Annotated in this window: 19 protein-coding genes, 1 tRNA gene and 1 pseudogene; 14 read left to right on the top strand and 7 right to left on the bottom strand. The window is 61.5% G+C overall.

What is annotated here, in order from left to right:
• Positions 1-53 precede the first annotated feature (53 nt).
• A complete protein-coding gene (locus tag AB7535_RS34990) occupies positions 54-968 on the top strand; it encodes a DMT family transporter (RefSeq protein WP_041960617.1) in 915 nt (304 codons plus the stop codon).
• 77 nt (positions 969-1,045) lie between these two features.
• Here the strand turns inward: AB7535_RS34990 and AB7535_RS34985 are convergent, their stop codons facing one another.
• The 3 genes from AB7535_RS34985 to rplU form a co-directional block, all read right to left on the bottom strand.
• Positions 1,046-1,639 carry a GNAT family N-acetyltransferase gene (locus AB7535_RS34985; RefSeq protein ID WP_354113471.1) on the bottom strand — a complete coding sequence of 198 codons (594 nt, stop codon included), beginning with the start codon at positions 1,637-1,639 and terminating at the stop codon, positions 1,046-1,048.
• 143 nt (positions 1,640-1,782) lie between these two features.
• Positions 1,783-2,052, bottom strand: coding sequence for a 50S ribosomal protein L27 (gene rpmA, locus AB7535_RS34980; RefSeq protein WP_011083253.1), 270 nt, complete (start codon positions 2,050-2,052; stop codon positions 1,783-1,785).
• Between the two features lie 97 nt (positions 2,053-2,149).
• Positions 2,150-2,539 (bottom strand): 50S ribosomal protein L21, encoded by a 390-nt coding sequence (gene rplU, locus AB7535_RS34975; protein ID WP_028149982.1) that lies wholly within the window; start codon positions 2,537-2,539, stop codon positions 2,150-2,152.
• A gap of 331 nt (positions 2,540-2,870) precedes the next feature.
• Between rplU and AB7535_RS34970 the strand changes: the two genes are divergently transcribed.
• Positions 2,871-4,004, top strand: a complete 1,134-nt coding sequence (locus AB7535_RS34970; RefSeq protein WP_354113470.1) for an ROK family protein — start codon at positions 2,871-2,873, stop codon at positions 4,002-4,004.
• Positions 4,005-4,173: 169 nt separating this feature from the next.
• Here AB7535_RS34970 and AB7535_RS34965 read toward each other — a convergent pair whose 3' ends face one another.
• Positions 4,174-5,037: an alpha/beta fold hydrolase gene (locus AB7535_RS34965; protein ID WP_354113469.1), complete on the bottom strand. Its 864-nt coding sequence runs from the start codon at positions 5,035-5,037 to the stop codon at positions 4,174-4,176.
• Between the two features lie 237 nt (positions 5,038-5,274).
• On the opposite strand from AB7535_RS34965, the gene AB7535_RS34960 reads away from it, so the two are divergent.
• Positions 5,275-5,364, top strand: a tRNA-Ser gene (locus AB7535_RS34960).
• Positions 5,365-5,512: 148 nt separating this feature from the next.
• Here AB7535_RS34960 and AB7535_RS34955 read toward each other — a convergent pair.
• On the bottom strand, positions 5,513-10,150 hold the full coding sequence (locus tag AB7535_RS34955) for a hypothetical protein (RefSeq protein WP_354113468.1): 4,638 nt from the start codon (positions 10,148-10,150) through the stop codon (positions 5,513-5,515).
• A 722-nt stretch (positions 10,151-10,872) separates the two neighbouring features.
• Here AB7535_RS34955 and AB7535_RS34950 point away from each other — a divergent pair.
• The 7 genes from AB7535_RS34950 (at position 10,873) to AB7535_RS34920 (ending at position 17,937) form a co-directional block, all read left to right on the top strand.
• Complete coding sequence (locus AB7535_RS34950) at positions 10,873-11,826, top strand: LysR family transcriptional regulator (RefSeq protein WP_354113467.1); 954 nt, start codon at positions 10,873-10,875, stop codon at positions 11,824-11,826.
• A gap of 142 nt (positions 11,827-11,968) precedes the next feature.
• On the top strand, positions 11,969-13,402 hold the full coding sequence (leuC, locus tag AB7535_RS34945; protein ID WP_354113571.1) for a 3-isopropylmalate dehydratase large subunit: 1,434 nt from the start codon (positions 11,969-11,971) through the stop codon (positions 13,400-13,402).
• Positions 13,403-14,050 carry a 3-isopropylmalate dehydratase small subunit gene (gene leuD / locus AB7535_RS34940; protein ID WP_014490573.1) on the top strand — a complete coding sequence of 216 codons (648 nt, stop codon included), beginning with the start codon at positions 13,403-13,405 and terminating at the stop codon, positions 14,048-14,050.
• A complete protein-coding gene (gene leuB / locus AB7535_RS34935) occupies positions 14,047-15,186 on the top strand; it encodes a 3-isopropylmalate dehydrogenase (protein ID WP_354113466.1) in 1,140 nt (379 codons plus the stop codon). Before leuD ends, leuB begins: the two co-directional genes overlap by 4 nt.
• Entirely contained in the window at positions 15,186-16,235 is a 1,050-nt protein-coding gene (locus AB7535_RS34930) for an ABC transporter substrate-binding protein (RefSeq protein WP_063980446.1), read from the top strand. The genes leuB and AB7535_RS34930 overlap by 1 nt, the downstream gene beginning before the upstream one ends.
• The gene (locus AB7535_RS34925) at positions 16,232-17,065 is read left to right on the top strand and encodes an ABC transporter ATP-binding protein (RefSeq protein ID WP_187387865.1); all 834 of its coding nucleotides are present in this window, start codon (positions 16,232-16,234) and stop codon (positions 17,063-17,065) included. The genes AB7535_RS34930 and AB7535_RS34925 overlap by 4 nt, the downstream gene beginning before the upstream one ends.
• Complete coding sequence (locus AB7535_RS34920; protein ID WP_028158517.1) at positions 17,062-17,937, top strand: ABC transporter permease; 876 nt, start codon at positions 17,062-17,064, stop codon at positions 17,935-17,937. Before AB7535_RS34925 ends, AB7535_RS34920 begins: the two co-directional genes overlap by 4 nt.
• Positions 17,938-17,962: 25 nt before the next feature.
• Here AB7535_RS34920 and AB7535_RS34915 read toward each other — a convergent pair whose 3' ends face one another.
• A complete protein-coding gene (locus AB7535_RS34915) occupies positions 17,963-18,856 on the bottom strand; it encodes a LysR family transcriptional regulator (protein WP_166346602.1) in 894 nt (297 codons plus the stop codon).
• A 116-nt stretch (positions 18,857-18,972) separates the two neighbouring features.
• On the opposite strand from AB7535_RS34915, the gene AB7535_RS34910 reads away from it, so the two are divergent.
• The 4 genes and pseudogenes from AB7535_RS34910 to AB7535_RS34895 form a co-directional block, all read left to right on the top strand.
• On the top strand, positions 18,973-20,613 hold the full coding sequence (locus AB7535_RS34910) for an FAD-dependent oxidoreductase (protein ID WP_354113465.1): 1,641 nt from the start codon (positions 18,973-18,975) through the stop codon (positions 20,611-20,613).
• A gap of 79 nt (positions 20,614-20,692) precedes the next feature.
• On the top strand, positions 20,693-21,673 hold the full coding sequence (locus AB7535_RS34905) for a Bug family tripartite tricarboxylate transporter substrate binding protein (protein WP_354113464.1): 981 nt from the start codon (positions 20,693-20,695) through the stop codon (positions 21,671-21,673).
• Positions 21,674-21,795: 122 nt separating this feature from the next.
• The gene (pip, locus tag AB7535_RS34900; protein WP_439037494.1) at positions 21,796-22,752 is read left to right on the top strand and encodes a prolyl aminopeptidase; all 957 of its coding nucleotides are present in this window, start codon (positions 21,796-21,798) and stop codon (positions 22,750-22,752) included.
• A 163-nt stretch (positions 22,753-22,915) separates the two neighbouring features.
• A pseudogene (locus AB7535_RS34895) lies at positions 22,916-23,026 on the top strand (IS5/IS1182 family transposase); the annotation flags it as partial.
• A gap of 43 nt (positions 23,027-23,069) precedes the next feature.
• Here AB7535_RS34895 and AB7535_RS34890 read toward each other — a convergent pair.
• Positions 23,070-23,465 carry a VOC family protein gene (locus AB7535_RS34890; RefSeq protein WP_354113462.1) on the bottom strand — a complete coding sequence of 132 codons (396 nt, stop codon included), beginning with the start codon at positions 23,463-23,465 and terminating at the stop codon, positions 23,070-23,072.
• Positions 23,466-23,545: the final 80 nt, after the last annotated feature.

Genomic DNA, 23,545 nt, shown 5'->3' with positions numbered 1-23,545 from the left:
CAATCGGCAGATGCGGGCTTGTCCGGCGCGCCCACGTGATTAAAACGGCGCCAATGCCCTTCTTCAAGAATCTCTCCGCCTATGATGACCGCTCCGCACGCCTGGCCGGCATTGCGCTGATGGTGCTGTCGATCTTCATGTTCTCGTTCGGCGACGCCATGGGCAAGTTCCTGGTCGGGACCTATTCGGTGGGGCAGCTCTTGTTCCTGCGCGCCTGCGCGGCGCTGCTGCTGCTGTCGCCGCTGGTCTGGCGGCAGCGTCACCAGTTCCTGCATCTGGAGCGGCCGCGCCTGCAGCTGTTTCGCGTCGTGCTGTCGACGCTGGAAGTGGCCGCCTTCTTCCTCGCGACGGTCTATCTGCCGCTCGCCGACGTCATCACCTATTATCTCGCCGGCCCCATCTTCGTCACCGCGATGTCGGCGATCTTTCTGGGCGAGAAGGTCGGCTGGCGGCGCTGGACGGCGATCCTGATCGGCTTCTGCGGCGTGCTGATCGCGTTGCGGCCGTCGGCGCAGACGGTCAGCCTGCCGGCGCTGATCGCGCTCGGCGGCAGCCTGTCGTTCGCGACCCTGATGCTGATCACGCGCAGCCTGCGCAAGACGCCCGACATCGTGATGGCGTCGTCGCAATTCATCGGCACGTTCTCGCTGGGTGCCGTGCTGTCGGCATTCCACTGGGTGCCGCCGACACCGGGCAGCCTCGCGATCTTCGCGCTGGCGGGTTGCGTCTCGGTGACGGCGCTGTTCTGCGTCAACCGCTCGCTCAAGCTGGCACCGGCGAGCGTCGTGGTGCCCTATCAATATTCGATGATCGTCTGGGCCGTGATCTTCGGCTTCGTCGTGTTCGGCGACGTGCCGTCGATTGCCACCATCATCGGCGCCGCCATCATCATCGGCGCCGGGTTCTACATTTACTTGCGCGAACGCGATCTCGGCCGCCCGAGCAACGAGGTGAATCCGCCGGCGTAGGCAACAACCACGCTGTCGTCCCGGGCTCGCGACTTTGTCGCGCCCCGGGACGACAGCAGTGTATGTGGCCGCGCGCCCTACCTCATCCGTCTCGCACTGCTCCAGCTCTTCAGCGACGACCACACGCCGCGTGACAGGCGGAAGCAATCGACCGGCGTGGACGAGCCCAGCGCGAGGAAGCGATGAAGCTGGACGCCGCTCCACTGGAAGCCGCACTTCTCCAGCACGTTGCGCGAGGCCGGATTGGTGACGCGCGCACCCGCATAGAGATGATCGTCCTCGAACTCCTCGAAGAAGAAGTCGATCGCGCCGCGCGCGGCCTCGGTGGCAAAGCCCTGGCCCCAATGCTCGACGCCGAGCCAGTAGCCGAGCTCGGCATTGTCGAGCGTGGAGCGGTCGATGCCGACCATGCCGACGGGCCCGGTGTCGTGCTCGATCAGGAACACGGTCTCGCTGCCGAGCGCGGCGGTGGCGCGGACGAATTCGACGGCGTCGTCCTGCGAATAGGGATGTGGAAGGCGACGGGTGTTTTCCGCGACACGGCGGTCGTTGGCGAGGTGGGCGATGGTCCTGACGTCGGCGAGAGTCGGGCGCCGCAACGTCAGCCGCTCGGTGGCGACGACGCTCGGTCTCGCCTCCCGCAAGGTCACGCTCGAGAAATCCTGCAACATGTCCGGCTCCGTCAAAGTCACTAAGTGAAAAGTGAGCAAGTCAAACGAAAGGGGAGGCCGGTTTCCCTGCCTCCCCTGGAGCCGTCTCGTGGACTCCGCCGGTTCGGTCAAGGACCCGGCGGACTCCAAATTTGGTCCACCGTCTATTCAGCCGCCTCGGCGATCGGGAGTACCGATACGAATGTGCGGCCGTTGGCTTTGGCTTGGAACGTGACGCGACCCTCGATCTTGGCGAACAGAGTGTGGTCCGTGCCCATGCCGACATTAAGGCCGGGATGCCAGGTGGTGCCGCGCTGACGCGCAATGATGTTGCCGGGAATCACGACTTCGCCGCCGAACGCCTTGATGCCGAGGCGCTTGCCCTTCGAATCGCGACCGTTGCGCGATGATCCGCCTGCTTTTTTGTGAGCCATGGCTCGTCTCCAAAATCCTGCGTATTTCTAGATCAATTCCTTGACGGAATCATTTCACAATTTCTCACGCATCAATTCGTGATTGCGCGTGATCAAATTATGCGGCGGCTTCTTCCTTCGCCTCTTCCTTGGCGACCTTCTCCCGCTTCGGACGCGGGCCCTTGGTGGGCTTGGCGCCGTCCGTCAGGATCTCGGAGATACGGAGGACCGTGATCTCGTCGCGATAGCCGCGCTTGCGGCGCGAATTCTTGCGGCGGCGCTTCTTGAACGCGATGACCTTGGGCCCGCGCTTGTGGTCGAGCACCTCGACCGCAACGGACGCGCCTGCGACCGTCGGGACGCCCAGGACCGGCGTATCACCGCCGAGCACCAGCACTTCATTCAGCTGTATGATCGAGCCGACTTCGCCTTCGATCTTGCCTACTTCGAGAACATCATCCGGCACGACGCGGTATTGCTTGCCGCCGGTTTTGATGACTGCGAACATCGTTTTTTCTCCGTGTTCAAATCCCGGCCTCGCGACGAGAATCGTCCGGGCCGGCTTTTTGTCAGTCGCTATGGGTTTATGTGCGTTTTGTGCGGGTGGGAGTTATCCCTTTGAAAACCCACGCAAAAACAAGCGGCGCGAGAAACGCCCCGCGCCGGTTGTGGGACTTATAGCCGCCGGACGCCGCAAGTCAAGGAAAACCACCGGAAACGGCCCGGATTTGAAGGATTTGGGCCGTCGGCCGGCCCCGAATCGAATCTCGGTCGGCGCTGCAACCAACGGGTTCCCGCGCCGTTGTCCCGGCCGGAACAGGTAACCGGGCAGGGCTTTCATGGCAACGGACGAACTGGTCAAGACGACGACGGGCATCGCCGCCCACGGCGCGGCGCGGCTGCCGTCGGTGGACATCGACAGCTTCAACATCGAGATGAAGGACGAGGACGGTTTCCTCGGCGACCGCGCCAGCAAGGGCGCGTTCCGCGAAATCCTCGAGCGCTGGCGCAAGCCGCTGCGCAAGAGCGGCGAAGACCCGTTCGGCAAGGAGCCATCGGATGAGATCAGCAAGAAGACGCTGGACGCCATCCTGATCGGCGATGACACCGAGGCCTGGGCTGTGGTGCATAGCGCCATCGAGGACTTTGCCCAGGAGCTCGCTTACGTCACCCGTCGCTTCCTCAAGAGCAAGGCCTGGGCGAAGACCGAGCGCATCGTCGTCGGCGGCGGCTTCCGCGATTCACGGCTCGGCGAGCTCGCGATCGCGCGCACCGGGATCATCCTCAAGGCCGAGGATTTCAAGATCGACATGGTGCCGATCCGCGCCCATCCCGATGAAGCGGGCCTGATAGGCGCGCTGCATCTGGCGCCGTCATGGATTTTCGAGGCCCATGACAGCATCCTCGCCGTCGACATCGGCGGCACCAACATCCGCTGCGGCCTGGTGGAGACCGGCTGGAAGAAGGCCAAGGACCTCTCGAAGGCCAAGGTCGTGAAATCCGAGCTGTGGCGTCATGCCGACGACGAGCCGACCCGCGAGGGTGCGGTGAAGCGGCTCATCAAGATGCTGAAGGGGCTGATCACCGAGGCCGAGAAAGACGGCTACAAGCTCGCGCCCTTCATCGGCATCGCCTGTCCCGGCGTGATCAACGCGGACGGCTCGATCGAAAAGGGCGCGCAGAACCTGCCGGGCAATTGGGAGAGCAGCAAGTTCAACCTGCCGGCGAGCCTGATCGAGGGCATCCCCGCGATCGGCGAGCACGACACCGCGATCCTGATGCACAATGACGGCGTGGTTCAGGGCCTCTCCGAGGTGCCGTTCATGCAGGACGTCGATCGCTGGGGCGTGCTCACCATCGGCACCGGGCTCGGCAATGCCCGCTTCACCAACCGCCGCAAGGAGAACGGCAACGGAAAAGACCGGGATTTGACTGAGAACGGCAAGAAAAAGAGTAAGGCGGACAAGGAGTAACCTTGACTGGTTAGGTTAAGGGACGGATTGCGTTGCGGCGCACAGGACACTCGCTAGGGTCGAATCGTCGCCTCACCCTGGCCGGCGAAGCCGCCCTTCCCAGCCAGTATTTCAATGAGCGGCACGGGACCGCCAGTGTTTACCGCGTCTGGCGGTCCCACCCCTGTCTTCAGCTCCAGCCGATCCGCTGAAAGAACGCCGCGATCTCCGCGGCCGCGCGATCCGGATCTTCCCGATGCGGGAAGTGGCCGACGCCAGGAAACATCGCAAGATCGAGATCGCCAAACGTCGCGCCCAGCCGGTCGGTCCAGGCATAGGGAAACAGCGGGTCGTGCTCGGCCCAGCGCACGCAGGTCGGCACGTTGATCGGTGCCAGCTGCGGGGCTTCGCCCTTCATCATCGCGACCCGCCCGGCATGCGAGGCGCGATAATGCGCAAACCCGCCGGCGAGATTGCCTTCCCTGAAGAAGTTGTCGGCGAAGGCGTCGAGGACGTCATCGAAGGCGTTCTTCCGATGCGCCCAACCTTTGAGGAAGTGACCGATATAGAGCCGGCAGCTCTCGCGGCTTGCGCCGACCAGCGCCGGCGCAATCTCCATCTGGTGGAAGGACTGGTACCAGATGTGGTTGAGTCTATCCGGCGCCGCCATGCGCGGCCCGATCCCGGGATAGACGAAATCGAAGAAGAACAGCCCCGCGAGCCGCTCGGGCGCCTTCCGGGCCAAAGGCTGCATCACGGCGCCGCCGACATCGTGGCCGACCACGGCGAATCGGTCGATGCCGAGCCCGTCCATCAGCGCCAGCATGTCGTCCGCATGGCCATCCGGCCCAAAAGGCCCGTCCGGCTTGTCGCTGTCGCCGAAGCCGCGCAGATCGGGCGCGATCAGCATGAACCGGTCCGAAAGCCTGGATATCACCGGCTCCCAGGTCAGCCAGAATTCCGGCCAACCATGCAGCAAAAGCAGCGGTTTGCCCTGTCCAGCGCGAACCAGGTGGAAATCGGCGCCATTGGCCTTGATCGTCAGGTGCTCCACGGCAGTTCCTCCCGGCGGTGAGAGCGTTTTCGAGCGAAGTGGGCACCGGTTCGCGTCAAGAAAACGGGTCAAAACAAGAATCTAGGGCCCCGTTCCGATTCATCGGACCGGAAACAGCTCCAGGGCAGCGGCTGAAAGAGGCAGCGGATTTTCCCCTTTCGCGCCTTGTCTGGCCCGCCATCCTCGCCTATTAACGCCCCCAACCACAGGGGCCCTGCTCCTACCATGGCGCCTTCAGGAGAGGTGGCAGAGTGGTTGAATGCACCGCACTCGAAATGCGGCATAGGTGCAAGCCTATCGGGGGTTCGAATCCCTCCCTCTCCGCCATAATTTGACGATGACCGGACGAAGTGACGGTCCGTCTCGCCAAGTTGTCAAAGTAGATAAGCTCGTTATGGGGGCGGCTTACGAGGGGGAGCTTTCGCCCCTGCTAAGCAACCCGCGGCAGTTCCTTTGCCATCCAAAAGCTGATCAGCTAGCTACGAAACGGGATCAATTTACCTTGCCATTTCCCGTCGTCTTCAAAGAAGAACCCAATAAAGTCGTTGCGCGCGAATTGCCGGTGTCTCCCGATGCCGTGGTTGGTTCCTAAGCCTCCATCTTTTTCGACCCACACCCGCCAAACAACCTTGAAACTGTGGTTCCTGGCAAACTCTTCGATGAGGTCCTGCCGGATAACCGTAACGCCTGCGAGGAGCGATGGATTGTCAGAAAACGCCGGTTCTCCGTTAACGGTCACAAAGAACTTGGACCATCCATTCTTCGGACCAAGCTTCAATTCTGCGAGCAGCGCTGGATGTGGCGTGGAGAACTCCGACTCGTCTGAGACGCCGCTTCGATCGTACTCACTATATTTGGGAGAGCATCGCTCAACTATGCGCGCAAATTTAAAATCAGCTGCGCGGTACGGCAGAGAAAGAGCCGACACTAGGGCACCATGCCGAAAGCTCCTCTGGCCAAAGAGGGCGGGCGAGGACCAACTGTTCTCGAACACATCGTGATGGTCTTGATCGATCTTCTCTGTTGTCAGGTTTCGCAACTTCTCCAACTCCGCCAGATCGACGAGAATGAGTTCAATTCCATACTGAGCGCTTCTGAATGGATCGGTTGACTCGAAGCCATTCATGTAATCTGTGCTTCTGCAAAAGCTGTGTTGCAAACACCACTGGTACCCGTCTGCGCCAGATTGAATGAGAAATTGCGCGGGATCCGGAATATCATCCAACGTTCTTGTCCAGGCCAAGTTGCTTTCGGGACTGTCCGGAATAAAGGTCATTTCGGGTACGCGTATTGCTCCCGGAGAATACGTGTCAGCGGGCTTGCTAAATGCGCCGCTCAGATACGTCGCATCGATATCGGCACGTTCGAAATCCTCAAGGCAGGTTAAGATGGCGGGATACTTGTCCCAATCCACATACCAATGATGATCGGCGAGATAGCCGATTAGCTCGCCGAACGCGATGTGCTGGTACTTTTTGCCAATTCTTTCGACCTGGTGGCTGTGCCTGTCATGAGAATAATGCAGGCGCTTTCTCTCGATTTCCTCGTGCAGCGATTGCTGCCATCCGAGCTCCAACGTTCTATTAAATACCCAACATTGGCCTTTCAGAAGCGGAAACATCGGGATGCCATCCTCCCGAAACCTGTCTAGCGGTCGAAGGCGCTTGTATTCTTCTTTCATTTCATTGGGTAACAATGCCAAGAGCGATCTTGTAGCTTCCGAACAAAGCTCTTCGAGTGCTTCCTCAGTAATTTCTTCATCGGTATCTATGTCTGTCGAGCGACTATCGCGTCTACGGATAGATTCTGTGAGTTTGGAGAGCCTGACGCTTCTCTGCAACTGAGCTATTCGGTTGAGCTCGACAAGGCTGTCTTGGGCATCTGTGCCGAGCGCTACAACCTTGCTCCAAAGTTTTTGTATTTCGTCCTTACGAGATGATGGAGGTCGTTCACCGCGAACAACCTCGGAAAAGCGGTCAATCCCGCCCATGGTATAGCGGCCGAAGTCCCCGGCCATCATGGGCGCTTTCCCATCAAAGTTCTCACCGATGAATCCGACGACGGAGCTGAAGATCGAGCTCGCGTTTTCTCGGTGGGGTGCGATTTGTTCCAAAGTCGGCCAATCGGATATGAACTCCGACGAATAAGGCGGAGCGGACCGCAATATCAGTTCGTCATCAATGCCAACTTTGTTAAAGGCGGCGTGATTGACGATGATTTGTGCGTAGCGTCTCGTCCAAGCATGGCGCTCCACGGGACGTTTCGCGAAAACCATTCTGTCGGCCGCGAGAGCGGCAGCTTTCAGAACACCAATGTCATCGCAGTAGATGACGCCGGTTGCCGCGGCAGCCAAGACGCGCTCGCGGACATAGGGATCGTCCCATTCGGCAAACTCGTCTATCGCTAGCGAGATCTCATAAGGAAATTTAACGAGTAGGCTGGCTAAAGCCTTGGTCGCGCAGTCTCGAAGTTCTCTATCCATGGTCGAGGTCATCAGAGCAAGCGCGATCGCCACCTGATGAATCTTCTCCGCCTCGATCTCGGATTTTGGTGCAACCCAGGCCCAGTCAATCAGTTGCTGTATGGTAGACCAGTCGTCATCGTACGTCTCGGTTTTCCCAACCAAATAGACCGACCATTTGGCGTCCCGTTCTCCGAGTGGCAATGATGCAAGGTCCTTTTTCAAATAGGACGCGTTAAGCAAGCAGTTGGAAAGTGGGGCCAATTCTAGGAGTAGGTCAAACCAGCTGGAATCATCGATCAGCGGACCGTCTTTTCTTTCCCTTCGACGCTGTCGCTCTAATAGTTCTACTGTTTGCTCTGAAATGTCTTGGCTTTGTCGCCACAAAAGAGATGAGGTAAACTCGTCAACTGAGACGCGAATACTCTCAAAGAAATTTTCTTCGAGCAACGGCAGCTCTTGCCCGAGTCGGGCGGGGGTAAGTGCGAGAAGGGCAACGCGTGGCCCAGCGAACTCACGGTATCGGTCCGTAGAGAATAGGTAAGCGTATTTCCCTTCGCTTTTGAGCTCATTGGCAAGAACTGCAGGAGTTCTGCAATCGCGAATGATTGCGTCGGAGATGAAATAATCACTGAATTTCTGAAATCCAAACGATACGCGCTTCCCGGTATCTGAATCGTTAGAAGGAAAATCTAGCAGCAGCCCTTCATCTATAAGGCGTGGCAAAAGCCGATCGCTCTGCTTTGCTGGAGGTGCGAGGTCGACTACTTCTTCGCAAATCTTGTGGGCGAACTCAAACGCAACGTATTCGCTCCCGGTAGTCGACATTTCTGATGATAGCCTTCGCATTATTTGCGGAATTTTTTCGTCGTTCAGCGAGATGCGGTCAAACCCCTTCGTAATCAGATTTTGTTCAACTGCACCAAGCCAGAACGATATTAATGTCGCAATGGAGTCCATGCCGCGCGGGAACGACACTTGACCCGTCGCCTTCATAAAATCTACCGCCGTCGACAGAAACAGCGGATTATAAAGAATTTCATTCAAGCCAAATATGGGAGCCGATGGGCGCTCGATACCATTCCTATCGAGATATTCCTTTGCCGCCTCACCCAAGTGACCTCTAAATCCATGATGTGAAATCTGCGCTATATTTAGCCCAGGCCGGATGCAGAGTTCTCGGTAGGAAGAGCGAATAGAAACACAGAGTGCGATACGGTTGAATTTCTTGATCTGTGTAATGAGGCTCGGTAGCCCGCTTTCCCATCCTCGGGCAAACAAGCTCTCATTTATGCCGTCGATGACAAAGAGGGCCGAACTGCCGCTCGCCAGTGCGGCGGCATGCAGTGCAGCTAAGAATGTCTCGAATCTGAGATCGCCGATGTCTAGGTATTGTAACAAATCCTGTTCGGGTCTGTCACCGTGATCGAGAACCCGCGCGGGTACGAACAACGCGGGATTGCCATTTCCTATGTGGGTTTCCACTTCGTTGGCTAGGAGGTGGGATTTTCCAACACCTGCGTCTCCAGCCACAAGCAGGATGGGACACTTTAGCAGTTCAATTTCAGACGGCGAGAATTCAGAGGCGGCTTCCTCAATCTTCTCGGCGATTTCCTTTATTTCACTTCGGATATCTCTAGAATGTACATTTGTCGAAATCTTCTTGCCCGTCTCCTGATCTGTTTTCTCGGTTCGCTCCCATTGCGCGCCGATCACGGATCGATATGACGGGTCTTCATTTTTGATCGCTTTGAGTGTTTTCAAAGTTTCCGTAAGTCGGTGGGCATATAGGTCCTCGTAGTCGCAATCGGCAAAAGCGCCGTGAAGTTCCTTAAGGCGCTCCAATAGGCTGCCGCAATTCTGCTTGAGAGTACCAATGTCACCGGCCGTTCTTACGAGCGACTGAAGTATGGTTATCGCGTCAGCCACTTTTCGCGAGACATCCCGGAAGCGCTTTTCGGAGTTCGCCTCTCGCTTCAGGACACGGATTGTGTCGGCTATCCCAACTTCCACGTGATCGTCAGGACGGTACCGTCTGCCGATATAAGCAAATGATCTAGCTAGGCGTTGTCCAAACCACTCAATATCTAGAGCCTGGTTGTCAAACCAATAAAGGCGCATACCAGCATAGATCGCATCATGGCGTTGTAGCCTGTTTACGAAATAGGTCTCATCCCAGAGTTCAATTGAAACGGATCGACCGAGCTTAGCAGCTTCAGCGCCGCACCATTTCTTAAAGCCGCCCCAGTTTTTAGTTTGAGTATCTTTGTCCCCCTCGGCATGCCCGGAAAAATTTCGGGGAACGGCAACATAATAGCGGTCCAATTCGGGGAAATTCGCCAACGCTGCGCTGAACGATTTTTTGAGCTGGGCGACCTCAGAAGCTCCAAATGAATCGGGGAAATATTTGCTTTGCCAACCCCAGAGACGCCCATCGGGAAATCGAACCAGCAATTCGACCCCACCATCGGCTCCAGGCCCGCGATTTTCGATCGACGCATAGTTTTGGGGGGGCTCTGCAAGCACCAATTGGCGGGTAAGCTCCTCAAATCCATCGTTTTGGGAGCTCCGGTGCTTGCGGATATTACGAAAATTGATGTCGGGAATGGTCAAAGCTTGGTGCTTCCGGTTTGGATCGACGCGAGGAATCATCCCGATTCTCTCGGGGCAAGCAACCTTAGCAAAACCAAGACGTATTCTCCGTTTCTCGTCGGGCCACCTCAGGATGCCACGCTCGGACTATCTGCCAGCATTCGTTGGGTAGCTGCGCCGTCGGCGATATAGTTCGCGAGCACCTGTGCTTACGGGATTGTGACGCCGGTTTCCGAATATTCGACCGATCTGAATACAAAGCGCGGCAACATCCAGGCGGTCTGATCAGATACCGCGGAGCTCGCATCTGTGGCATATAAACCCATCGAGCGGGACGAGCCCCCGCAGCGTTCGCTTCAATCGGCTGGGCAGCGTTCCTGTTGATGACGCGATTTGCAATGATGGCATCATGCCGGTGTTTTGCCCGACGGGTCAAATGACGCGCGACGTCGTCCGAAACTCGCCGACGCTATAATCGCCGCTAACCTCCCGACCTCCGGAAGCCAAGTGACGGTGTCGGCAATTACGTGCTCCAGCGTCGATTCAGACCCATCACCACCCGGCGTGCGTCGTTCTCCGAATTTTGCCCGTCGCATCAGATGCTTCCTTGGCCGCAGCGGAGGCCGCGCCGGCAGTCGCCGGCTACTGTGCATGGGGTTGTTTTCGACATTTTTGTTGTCCGGCTACGAAAGCCGCGCGCGGAGCGGGGCCACCGGTCGCTGCTGCGATCCGAAAAGCAGCTATACTGCCCCCTCGTGACGACCGGCCCGAGGACCCGACGGATGACCGCCAAAATCGACCTCCTCACGCTGCAGCTCTTCGTGGCGATCGTCGAGGAGCAGAGTATCGCGAAGGCGGCGGAGAAGAAGAACATCGCCGCGTCCGCGGTCAGCCGCCGCGTCTCGGATATCGAGGATTTGTTCCAGGTCGAGCTGCTGCATCGCCATTCGAAAGGGATCGAGCCGACACCTGCCGGCTTCGCCCTGCTCGAGCATGCCCGCATCATCCTGGGAAACCTGAGCAAGCTCGAGAGCGAGCTGACGGGATACCGGCAGGGCAAGCGCGGGTTGATCCGGATCTGTGCCAACAAGTCCGCGATCCTCGAAGCGCTCGCCGACGAGCTCAGCCTGTTCCTGGAACGGCATCCGCTGGTCCACATCGACATCGAGGAGGATCTCAGCCCCGCGATCGTGCGCGCGGTGGTGGAGAACCGGGCCGACATCGGCATTTTCGGCGGCAACATCGACGGACAGGATCTGGAGTTGCTGTCCTATCGCAGCGACAGCCTGGTCGCGCTGGTCACGCGCGACCACCCGCTGGCGGGCCGCAACAGCGTTCGCTTCCGCGAGCTGGTCGATTTCGATTTCGTCAGCCTGGAGAAGGGCAGTTCGATCGAGACGCTGTGTGTCCGGGCCGCCGCGGCTCTCGGGCAGCACCTCAAGGTGCGCATCCGCGTCAGCAGCTTCGATGCGCTGTTTCGCGTCGTCGATGCCAGGATGGGGGTCGGCATCGTGCCGCTGGAGATCGTTCGCGACCGCTACGGCGTCGACAGTCTTGTCACCGTCCCGCTCGACGAGTCCTGGGCGCGCCGCGACCTGGTCATCGGCGTGCGCGATTACAAGTCGCTGCCTTCGGTGACGAAGCTGCTGGTGGAGCATTTGCGGACCCATGATGATGCGCGTCTCACCACAGGCGGTGTCTCCGACCGGCTGACGGTCGTGCGCGGCAGAAGCTAGCATCGCTCGTGCGAGAGGCCAGCCATCGCCGGCCGCGATGGCACCCTGCTCAACCGTCACTGCACATTTCCGCGACGGACTTCTATCCTGCTTCTCAAGCCCGCTGCCGGTCGGCATGATCGGCGGCAACACGGCACATCAGATGCCGAACAGGGGAGGACGGATCGTGGACAAGCGTGGCCGCACGCTGCTGGCCAAAATCTGGGACCAGCATGTCATCGCCCATGTCAGCGATGACACCGATCTGCTTCACGTGGATCGCCATCTGCTGCATGACCTCGGCGGCTCCGCCGGCCTGATTAATCTCAAAAGCCGCAACATTCCGGTCCACAATCCCGAACTGACCTTCGCCACGCCGGATCATGCGATTTCGACGGCGTCCGGGCGTGCCGGCACGATCAAGACCGGGTGGGAGCTGTTGGCGGCGTTGCGGACCGAGACATCCGCCAGCGGCATCCGGCTGTTCGACCTCGACCAGCCGGGGCAGGGCATCGTCCATGTCATCGGGCCGGAGCTCGGTCTCAGCCTGCCCGGCTGCCTGATCGTTTGCGGCGACAGCCATACCTGCACCCATGGCGGGCTCGGCGCGCTCGCCTTCGGCATAGGCTCCAGCGAGCTTACGCATGTGCTGGCGACCCAGACCATCATCCAGCGCCGGCCGAAAACCATGCGCGTGACGTTCGACGGCCGGTTGCCGTTCGGCGTGACGGCGAAGGATCTCATCCTCGCGTTGATCGGCCATGTCGGCGCCGCCGGCGGCACCGGCTACGCCGTCGAATACGCCGGCAGTGCGATCAGGGACATGCCGATCGAAGGGCGGCTCACCATCTGCAATCTGTCGGTCGAGCTCGGCGCCAAGATGGGGCTGATCGCGCCGGATGAAACGACGTTCGATTATATCCGCGGCCGTCCCTATGCGCCGCAAGGCGAGATGTGGGAGCGCGCCGTCGCGGCGTGGCGGACGCTGCAGAGCGACAGCGACGCAATGTTCGATCGCGAGGTGTCGATCGACGTCGGAACCATCATCCCCCAGATCACCTGGGGCACCAGTCCCGAACACGTCCTCGGTGTCGACGGCCGCATCCCGGATCCCGCAGACATCGCCGATCCCGCGCGCCGCGGCGCGATCGAGATCGCGCTCGACTATATGGGCCTGAAGCCCGGTGCGCCGATCGCCGGCACGCTGGTGGATTGGGTCTTCATCGGCTCCTGCACCAACAGCCGCCTCAGCGATCTGCGCGCCGCAGCCGAAGTCGCGCGCGGCCGCAAGGTTGCGCCAGGCGTGCGCGCCTGGGTCGTGCCGGGGTCGGAGACCGTCAGGCGCGATGCGATGGCCGAGGGGCTCGACAAGATCTTCATCGACGCGGGCTTTGAATGGCGCGAGCCCGGATGCTCGATGTGCCTTGCAGCAAATGGCGAAACCGTGCCGCCCGGCCAGCGCTCGGTGTCGACGTCGAACCGGAATTTCATCGGCCGGCAGGGGCCGCGTGCCCGCACCCATCTGGCAAGCCCGGCCATGGCCGTGGCGGCGGCGGTGTCCGGCGCCATCGCCGACGTCCGAACGATGGAGCGCTAGATGCCGCAAGCTTTCACCAAACTGACCGCGACGGCCGCGCCGATCATGCGCACCAATGTCGATACGGACGTCATCATCAGCATCAACCGCATGATCGGAAATTCCGTCCGCGGCAGTCTCGGCAAATGGGCGTTCGGTTCGCTCCGCTATTTGCCCGATGGCTCGGACAATCCGGAGTTCATCCTCAATCGCGAGCCTTATCGCGCGGCGGAAATCCTGGTCACAGGTCCGAATTTCGGCTGCGGCTCGTCGCGGGAGGCGGCGGTGTGGTCGCTGCAGGAAATGGGCATCCGCGCCATCATCGGATCCGGCTTCGGCGACATCTTCTTCGCCAACTGTTTTCAGAACGGCATTCTACCGGTCGTGCTGGACAAGGCCGTCATCGACGGCCTCGCCGCGGAGATCGAAGCGAGCCAGGGCGCGGGACGTGTCAGTGTCGACCTGCAGGAGCAGACGGTCACCTCGCCATCGGGCGTGCGGCACGTCTTCGAGATCGATCCGCGCCGGCGCGCGGGTCTGCTCGAAGGCTTAGATGAGATTTCGCTGACGTTGCGGCGCGACCACGAGATCCGCGCATTCCAGGCATCCGACCGAGACGCGCGGCCGTGGATTCACTTTGCAGGACATCAGGCAGGACAATTGGCATGAACACGCTCTCGAACATGATCAAGGTCGCCGTGGTCGGCGGTGAAGGCATCGGTCCTGAAGTGACCGACCAGTCTCACCGCATTCTCAAATGGTTTTCGGCGAGGCGCGGCATTCCCGTGGCGCTGCGCGAAGCGCAATACGGTCTCATCCCCTATCTCGCGACGGGCAAGGTGTTGCCGGACGACACCGTCGAGGCGATGGAGGAGGCCGACGCCATACTCTGGGGCGCGACCGGCGGCCCGGAAACCACGGAGGTTCCGCCCGCAGCGCGCAAGGCCGGAAGCCTGCTGTCGCTGCGCAGCAAATACGACCTCTATGCCAATCTCCGACCCATCGTCGCCAATCCCGCGCTGGCGGACTCCGCGCCGCTCAAGGCCGCGGTGCTGAAGGATGTCGACTTCATCATCATTCGCGAGCTCACCAGCGGCATCTATTTCGGCGAGCCGCGCGGCATCGAGACGCTGCCCGATGGCCAGCGCCGCGGTTTCAACACCCAGCAATACACCACCAGCCAGATTCGCCGGGTGGCGCGAACCGCGTTCGAACTGGCGCGGACCCGCAAAGGCCGGGTCTGCTCCGTCGACAAGGCCAACGTGTTGGAAACCAGCGTGCTGTGGCGCGAGGAGGTCACCGCGCTGCATCAAGCGGAATTCTCCGATGTAGAGCTGACGCACCTCTATGTCGACAACGCCGCCATGCAGATCGTGCGCGCGCCGTCGCAATTCGACGTCATGGTGACCTGCAATATCTTCGGAGACATCCTCTCCGATTGCGCCGCGATGGCATCGGGCTCGCTGGGCATGCTGCCGTCGGTCTCGCTCGGGCCGCCGGACCGGCTGGGCCGCCGCAAGGCGCTCTATGAACCGGTTCACGGTAGCGCGCCTGACATTGCGGGCAAGGGCATCGCCAATCCGCTCGGCTCGATCCTCAGCGTCGCGATGATGTTGCGCATCACCCTCAATCGGCCCGATGATGCCACGCTGCTGGAGAAGGCCGTGGATACGGCCCTGGCTGCCGGCGCGAGAACGGCCGATATCGCCGAACCTGGCGCAAAAAGACTTTCGACCCAGGAGATGGGCGATGCGGTTCTGAACGCGCTCGACAAGGTGGTCGGCAAGGAGAGGGAGCACGCGTGATGAGGACTCGGGTCACCAGACGGGCCGCGTTGACGATCGTCGCCGGCGCCGGTGCGTCCATGGCGGCAGGGCGGGCATGGGCGGATACCCCGTCGGGCCGCGTGATCTATCCGGTGGCCATTCCGGTCTATCAGTCTCAATTCGTCGCCGACCGGGCCGGATTCTTCAAGGAGGCCGGCCTCGACTGCAAGCTGATCCAGGGCGGCAGCGGGGTGAAGACGCGCGAGATCATTGCGTCGTCCCAGGGCGATATCGGTATCGGCGACATCACCCACCCGATGCAGCTCAGCAATCACGGCCGCAGCGCGCGCGTCCTGATGCCGGTCGATACAAGAAGCAACGCGGCGATCTTCATCATCCGCAAGGATCTGTTCGATCAGGGCATCACCACCCTGGAGGCGCTGGCGAAGTGGAAGCGGCCTGACGGACGAAAGCCGATCGTTTCGGTGTCGTCGCTGGGCGGCACCAACCATGTCTGGGCCTCCTATTACATGGAAACCATGGGGCTGGACGACAAGGTGACCTGGATCGGCACCGGCAATGTCGACACCATGATGGGCACGTTGAAGACGAAGCAGGTCGATGTTCTCATCAACTCGCCATCGATCCTGAAGGATTCGGTCGAGCAGGGCTGGGGCGCACTGTTGTTCGATGGAACGGACGAGGCGGTCTGGGCCAAGTATATCGGCGGCAAGGTCCCGGTGACGTCTCATTTCACGCTGCAGGCGACCATCGACAAGGACCCGCAGAAGATGCAGGCGTTCGTCACGGCGCTGTGGCGCGCCACCCTGTGGATCAAGGGGCACTCTCCCGAAGAGATCTACGATATGATCGAGCCTTACGTCGGAAGCACGTCGCGCGATGCGAATATCTTCGACAGCGGCGTCATGAAGAAGGTCACCGATTACGAAGGCATCATCGATGCCGCCAGCTTCGCGCGCGGTCAGAAGGTCTGGTTCCGTGAAATGACCGGCATCAAGCCGCTCGCGATGGCCGACGTTGTCAACACCAGCTTCATCGAAGCGGCACGCAAGGCCTATCCGGCTTGACGATCCAGGCTTTACACACGCCGCACGTCGATGCGCCGCCTGAGACGCGGCGCATCGACGTGCGCGGTTTGTGCAAGACCTTCCAGCTGGCGGGTACGGCCATCGAGGCCGTGCGCGACGTCTCCTTCAATGTCCGGCGCGGCGAATTCGTCGCCCTGCTGGGGCCATCCGGCTCGGGCAAGAGCACCGTCCTCAACATGATCGCAACCCTGGTCAAGCCGACCAGCGGTCAGATCCTGATTGATGGTACGCCCGTCGTCCCCGGACAGGCGACGCCCAATGTCGGCTATGTGTTCCAGCGCGACACCCTGTTTCCCTGGCGCACTGTCGCAGACAACATCGGTTACGGCCTCGAACTGGCGGGTGTCCCGGCGGCGGAGCGAAAGGATCGGGTCCGTGCATGCCTGGCGCAAGCCGGGCTGCAGGATTTCGACAATGCCTATCCCTCGGCGCTCTCGGGCGGCATGCGCCAGCGCGCCGCCTTGATGCGAACGCTGGTCGTCGAGCCGCAGGTTCTGCTGATGGACGAGCCGTTCGGCGCGCTCGACACCCACACCAAGATCGACATGCACGATGTACTGCTTCGCATCTGGGAACGCGAGCAGCAGACCGTGCTGTTCGTGACCCACGATCTCGGCGAGGCCCTCACGCTGGCGGACCGCATCATTCTGTTTTCGGCGCGGCCGGGCCGGATCAAGGAGAGTTTCGAGGTGGATTTCGCCCGCCCGCGCAACGCCGTGAAGATCCGGGAGACGCCGCGTTATGCCGAGCTGTTTCAGCTGATCTGGCACTCGCTCGGCGAGGAATTCATCAAGGGCCGCAAGCCATGAGGCGAGCGCGCCGCCCCGGCAGAACCCTGGCCTGGCAGATGCTGATCTGCGTCGGCTTCCTGTCGATCTGGCAGTGGGGGTACGATCTGCACGGCCGTCTTCCCTGGCTGGTGCCGGATCTGCTCGACCCCTATTTCGTGTCCAAGCCGTCCGACATCTTCGAGCACTTCCTGATCCTGAGCTGCCTCAAGTCCAAGCTCGGCGTGTTCAACGGCTGGTTCAATGGTGAATTCGCCCGCTGCATGGCGCGATCCGAGAACAATCTCTGGATCGCGACCGCCGTCACCCTGAAGAACACGTTCTTCGGCTTCGTCACCGGCGTCAGCAGCGGCTTTGCCGCGGGCCTCGTGCTCGGCCGTTCGGATCGGCTGAGTGCGATCTTCCAGCCGTTCATCACCGCGGTGAATTCGATCCCCCGCATCGCGCTGGCACCGATCATCGTGCTGGCCTTCGGCATCGGCGATACCTCGAAGATCGTCACGTCGTGGATCGTGGTCGTCTTCCTGGTGTTCTTCAACACGTTCGAAGGGGCGCGCTCGATCGACGAGGGCTTTGTCAACGCGGCGCGGCTGCTCGGCGCCAGCGAGTGGCAGATCACCCGCACCGTGGTCATCCCCTCGACCATGGCCTGGGTCTTCGCCTCGCTGACGCCTGCGATCTCCTTCGCCCTGATCGGCGTGATCGTCGGCGAGTTCATCGGTGCGGAACGGGGAATCGGGCGCCTGATCATCGAATCCGAGGCGCGCGCGGAGGCATCGGGAATGATGGTCGCCGTCGTTGTGCTGATGCTGGTCGGTGTTGCGCTGTCCGCGTTGATCTGGCGATTGCAGGCCTATCTGTTGCGCTGGCAGCAGCATAATCTCGCGGAGTAGCCCGCGCAGCGGCCTGCGGCGTCGATCATGGCCCCGCCAGCACCGTCCGCGCCGTCGCCACAAACGCCTGCGCCGCCGGCGACAGCGTGCGTCCCTGACGCTGCAGCAGCGACACCGGGCGGGTGATCGCCGGGCGTATCAGCGGTCTTGCGATCAGCGTCGGGAACTGGTCGGCGGGCAGCATCGTTGCGGGGAGGATGGCGAGGCCGAGCCCCTGGGCTGTCATGGCGAGCGCGGTGTTGATCAGCGTGACTTCATAGGTTGGAGAAAGGTGCTTGCCCTGCGCGCCGAGGGCCTGGTCGATCTGCATGCGGATTCGCGTCTCGCGCCGCATCGCGATGGTCGGAAGCTGCGCCAGCTCATCCCATGTCAGCGCGCGCCGCGCGGCGAAGTCGGCGGTGCGACGGCCGATCGCGCTCAGCCGGCCGCGGGTCAGCGTCTCGATCGTCATCTCCGCGAACTCACCCTCGACGCTGCCGATCGCGAATTCGGCATCGGTTGCGATCAGGCGCGGAACGAGATCGTCGGCGGCGACGTCGCGCATGTCGATGTCGATCTCGGGATGGCCTGCGCGGAATTTCGCGAGAACCTGCGGCAGCAGTGCCGAAGCGGCACCCGCCGACGCGACGAACGCGACGCGGCCGGCGCGCGCCTGCGCGAGGTCATGCATGCGCCGTGACAGGCCCAGCGCATCGCTCAACATGCGCTCGGCGGCGTGAAAGGCCTCGTCGGCGGCCAGCGTCGGCTGCACCGACCGCGTGGAGCGATCGAACAGTTTGACGCCGAGCTGCACTTCGAGCTGCTGGATCAGGAGGCTTGCGGCCGATTGCGTGATGCCCAGCTCGCGCGCGGCCCGCGTGATGCTGCGCGTGCGATACACGCCAGTGAAGGCTCGCAATTGTCGCAAGGTGACATTCATCGGAAAAGCTCATGAATTGATGAGTTCTTTCCGACTTATCGCATAAGATAGCCTGCAATAAAATGCATGCTGCGCGGGCAACGAATCCGCGATGATGCAAGGGGATGGAAACGAGCATGAGGACACAGGTGCTGGTCGTGGGCGCCGGGCCCGTGGGACTGACCGCGGCCATGGATCTGGCCTCGCGCGGGATCGACGTCGTCGTTGCGGAGATCCGCCACGCCGGCGATCCGCCCAGCGTCAAATGCAATCACGTCTCGGCGCGCTCGATGGAAATCTTTCGCAGGCTCGGCGTCGCCGCAAAGCTCCGCGACGCAGGCCTGCCCGCGGACTTCCCGAACGATTGCTCCTACCGGACCACGGCGACCGGCATCGAGCTCTGCCGTATCGACATTCCCTCGCGCGCGCGCCGCTACAGCGCCACCGGCGGCCCCGACACCTGGTGGCCGACGCCCGAGCCGCCGCACCGGATCAACCAGGCCTATCTTGAGCCGATCCTGTTCGGCCACGCTGCCGCTCAGCCGCGCATCACCATTTTGGCGCGCACGGAAATCACCGATATCGAGCAGGACGACGATCGTGTGGTCGCGCTAGGTCGCGACCTCGACAGTGGAAGCGCGCTCCGCATCGAAGCCGACTTCGTGGTCGGCTGCGACGGCAGCCGCTCCCTCGTCCGCAAATCGATCGGCGCCAGCCTGTCCGGCACGCCGGTGATCCAGCGCGTGCAATCAACCTTCATCGAGGCGCCGCAACTGAAGGAGTTGATGGGCGCGCACAAGCCGGCCTGGATGGTGCTCTCGCTCAACCCGCGCCGTTCGGGCACCACCGTTGCAATCGACGGCCACGACCGCTGGCTGATCCACAATCACCTCAAGCCCGATGAGCCCGAATTCGACTCGGTCGATCGCGACTGGTCGATCCGCGCCATCCTCGGCGTCGACGAGCGGTTCGAGTACGAAATCCTCAGCAAGGAGGATTGGGTCGGGCGCCGGCTGGTGGCCGATCGCTTCCGCGACCGCAGGGTCTTCATCTGCGGCGATGCCGCGCATCTGTGGATGCCCTATGCGGGTTACGGCATGAATGCGGGCATTGCTGATGCCGTCGATCTCTGCTGGCAATTGGCGGCGCATCTGAACGGATGGGCGCCGGCTGCGATCCTTGATGCCTATGAGGCGGAGCGCCAGCCCATCACCGACCAGGTGTCGCGCTTTGCCATGGATCATGCGATGAAGATGATGGCGCAGCGCGGCGGCGTGTCCGCGGAGATCGAGGACGACACGCCGCGCGGCCACGCGGCGCGTGCTTCGCTTGCGAGAGCAGCCTACGATCTCAACGTGCAGCAATATTGCTGCGCAGGACTCAACTTCGGCTACTACTACGATGCCTCGCCGATCATCGCCTATGACGGCGAAACCCCGCCGGCCTACGCGATGGGAAGCTTTACGCCCTCCACCGTGCCGGGCGCCCGCGCGCCGCATGTCTTCTTGCGCGACGGACGATCGCTCTACGATGCTTTCGGAGCGGGCTACACGTTACTCCGGCTCGACCCGACGATCGATGTGGCGCGGCTGCTCTCTGCCGCAGAACAGCGCGGCATGCCGCTTGCGCTGGTCGACATCGCGTCGGATGAGGCGAATGGGGCCTATGCCGAGAAGCTCGTGTTGGCACGACCCGACCAGCACATCGCCTGGCGCGGGCAGGCCGCTCCCGAAAATCCAGAAGGCCTGCTTGCGCGCATCACTGGTGCTGCGGCGTGATCGAATAGCAGGCTGCCTGCCGACGGCACGGCAGCCTGGTCGTGCCTACAAACAAGAATACGTAATGGGGGAGGAGAAATTGTTTCACGTTGCAAGGCGCCGCATTCTGGCCGCGCTGACGGCCGCGGCTTTCGCCGTGTTGCCGCTGGAAGCCGGCCGCGCGGCCTATCCGGAGCAATTGATCAAGATCATCGTGACCTTCCCGCCCGGCGGCAGCGCCGACACCGTCATCCGTGCGCTCGAGCCGCTGGTCACCGCGGAGCTCAAGCAGAGCCTGGTGATCGAGAACCGCGCCGGGGCAGGGGGCAATATCGGCATGGCCGCGGTGGCCCAGGCCAGGCCCGACGGCTACACGCTCGGCGTCGCGCCGGCGGGCGCGCTGACGGTGAACCCGCACCTCAATTCGTCGATGCCGTTCGACCCCAAGGATCTCGCGCCGATCACCCTGCTGGCGGAAATTCCCTTTGTGCTGGTCGCGTCCGCGGACGTGCCCGCGCACAATGCCGCAGAGACGATCGCGCTCGCCAAGGCGAAGCCGGGCGCGCTCTCGATCGGGCATGGCGGCAATTCGACCGCGATGCATCTGACGGCCGCGCTGTTCACGCAGAAGGCCGGAATCAGCATGGAGCTCGTTCCGTATCGCGGGACGGCGCCGGCGGCGGTTGATGTCCTTGCGGGACATGTCCCCTTCGCGGTGCTGGATATCCCCGCATCGAGGCAATTGATCCTCGAAGGCAAGCTCAACGCCGTCGGCGTTTCGTCGGCGCGCCGGCTTCCATCCCTGCCCGATGTGCCGACCCTTGCCGAGAGTGGTATCGCGGGCTTCGAATCCGTGGGCTGGTTCGGGCTCGTTGCTCCCTCAGGCACGCCCGCGGACATCGTCGCCAGGCTGAACGACGCCTTCGTGAAGGCTCTGAAAGACCCGGTGGTGGCGGAGAAGATCCGGACCCTCGGCGCAGAGCCCGCCCCGACCTCGCCGGAGCAGTTCGGCCGCTTCATTCAGAGCGAGAGCACAAAATGGGGCAAGCTCATCAGCGAGGCCGGCATCAAGGCGAACTAGGCCGTGTACCTATAAACCCGTTGCGACATGTGACTGGTGGCTTCGTCCGCTTTGCTCCTATAACCGAAACCACCATGATCGCGGCGTGCTGATCGAACCTCGTGGTGCCAAACGGAGGCCGTATGAGTCAGTTGAGGTCCATGTACCCACCCATCGAGCCCTATAGCGCTGGCACCCTCGACGTTGGAGAAGGTCACCGGGTTTATTACGAACGGGTGGGGACGCCGGGCGCGAAGCCGGCGGTCTTCCTGCACGGCGGACCGGGCGGAGGTTTGTCTCCTGAACATAGGCGTCTGTTTGATCCCAATCGATATGATGTCATGCTCTTCGATCAGCGAGGATGTGGGCAATCAACTCCGTATGCGGGGCTCGAAGCGAATACGACTTGGCATTTGGTATCGGACATCGAGCGCTTGCGTGCACTTGCAGGCGTCGACAAATGGCTCGTGTTCGGTGGCTCGTGGGGATCGACTCTCGCGTTAGCCTATGCAGAAACGCATCCCGACCGCGTCAGCGAGCTTGTTCTCCGTGGCGTCTACACCGTCACCAAGGCGGAGCTGCAATGGTACTATCAGTTCGGCGTTTCAGAGATCTTTCCGGAGAAGTGGGAAAAGTTCCAGGCACCGATACCCCTGAGCGAGCGAGGCGACATGATTGCGGCGTATCGCAGCCGGCTGATAGGCGACGATCGAGCCACCCAGCTCGAGGCAGCCAAGGCTTGGGCTATTTGGGAGGGCGAAACGATCACGCTGCTGCCTAATCCAGCATTCTCGACATCGTTTGGCGACGACCAATTTGCGCTCGCGTTTGCGCGATTGGAGAACCACTATTTCGTTCACGATTGCTGGCTGGAGGATGGGCAACTTCTGCGCAACGCTCACCGCCTCCGCGGCATCCCGGGAGCCATTGTTCACGGCCGCTACGACATGCCCTGTCCAGCCCGATATGCGTACGCGCTGCATAGGGCGTGGCCTGATGCCGCATTCCATCTGGTCGAGGGTGCGGGTCATGCCTGGTCGGAGCCAGGTATCCTCGATCAACTGGTGCGCGCCACCGATCGCTTCGCGACAGCACTATGAAGAGGGCAACGACGAAGTCGGAATAAATCCGGGCGCAGAAGAGGAGAATCATCCGTTAGCGGCGGGCTGGTCTCTGGGGCCGCATCATCGACACGCTGGGTGCTTGCTACTCCACGTAAGAAGAGCGTCTGCGACACGTCGATTGTCCGCGTGCATCAGCACTGAGCGCTTCTTCAACAGGATCAAGCAATGCCGTCGTGTGGCGACGCGTTATGACAAGCTTGCCGCCAACTATCTCGCCTTCGTCCAACTCGCTTCAATCAGGCTATGGCTCGGCGCGCTAATGAGTCCACGTCCTAGGCCTTCCTCTCCGCCGCTCAAGCTGGCTTGTTCTGACGGAGCCGTGACGGCCAGCCGATCCTGACCAGGGTCTCGTCCGGGTCCGACAGCGCAAACTCGTACATTCCCCTCGGCGTGTCCTCCGGCCCCTGTCCGTTGGCCAACTCGCCCGAAAACTCTCGCGCGAGTTCGTCGACGGCCTCGGTGTAGAGATAGAGACCGAACGGGTTGCGGCCTCTGATCAGCCAGCCTTCGACGGCATCGGTGAGATGGAGATGGCCACCCTTTCCATCGGAGAGGATGCGATAGCTGTCCTCTCCGTCCTCCGGCTTGTCGCCGTCCGCGCGCGCAAAACCGAGCCGGGCGTAGAATTTCTCCGAGGCGTCGAGGTCGTTGCAGGGAAGGATGGACGTCAGTGCGTGAGTTGGAGGCATGCGAATCCCTTTGCGTTAGACCGCCGATACGTGGGGACGGAAGGTTCAAAGTCGTCACGGCCCGCCGTCCCGACCAGCTT

The sequence above is a fragment of the Bradyrhizobium sp. 956_D2_N1_4 genome, assembly GCF_052076025.1.
Lineage (GTDB): Bacteria > Pseudomonadota > Alphaproteobacteria > Rhizobiales > Xanthobacteraceae > Bradyrhizobium > Bradyrhizobium barranii.
Note: the sequence above shows the minus strand (reverse complement) of the source record. Positions and strands in the feature narration are given on the sequence as shown.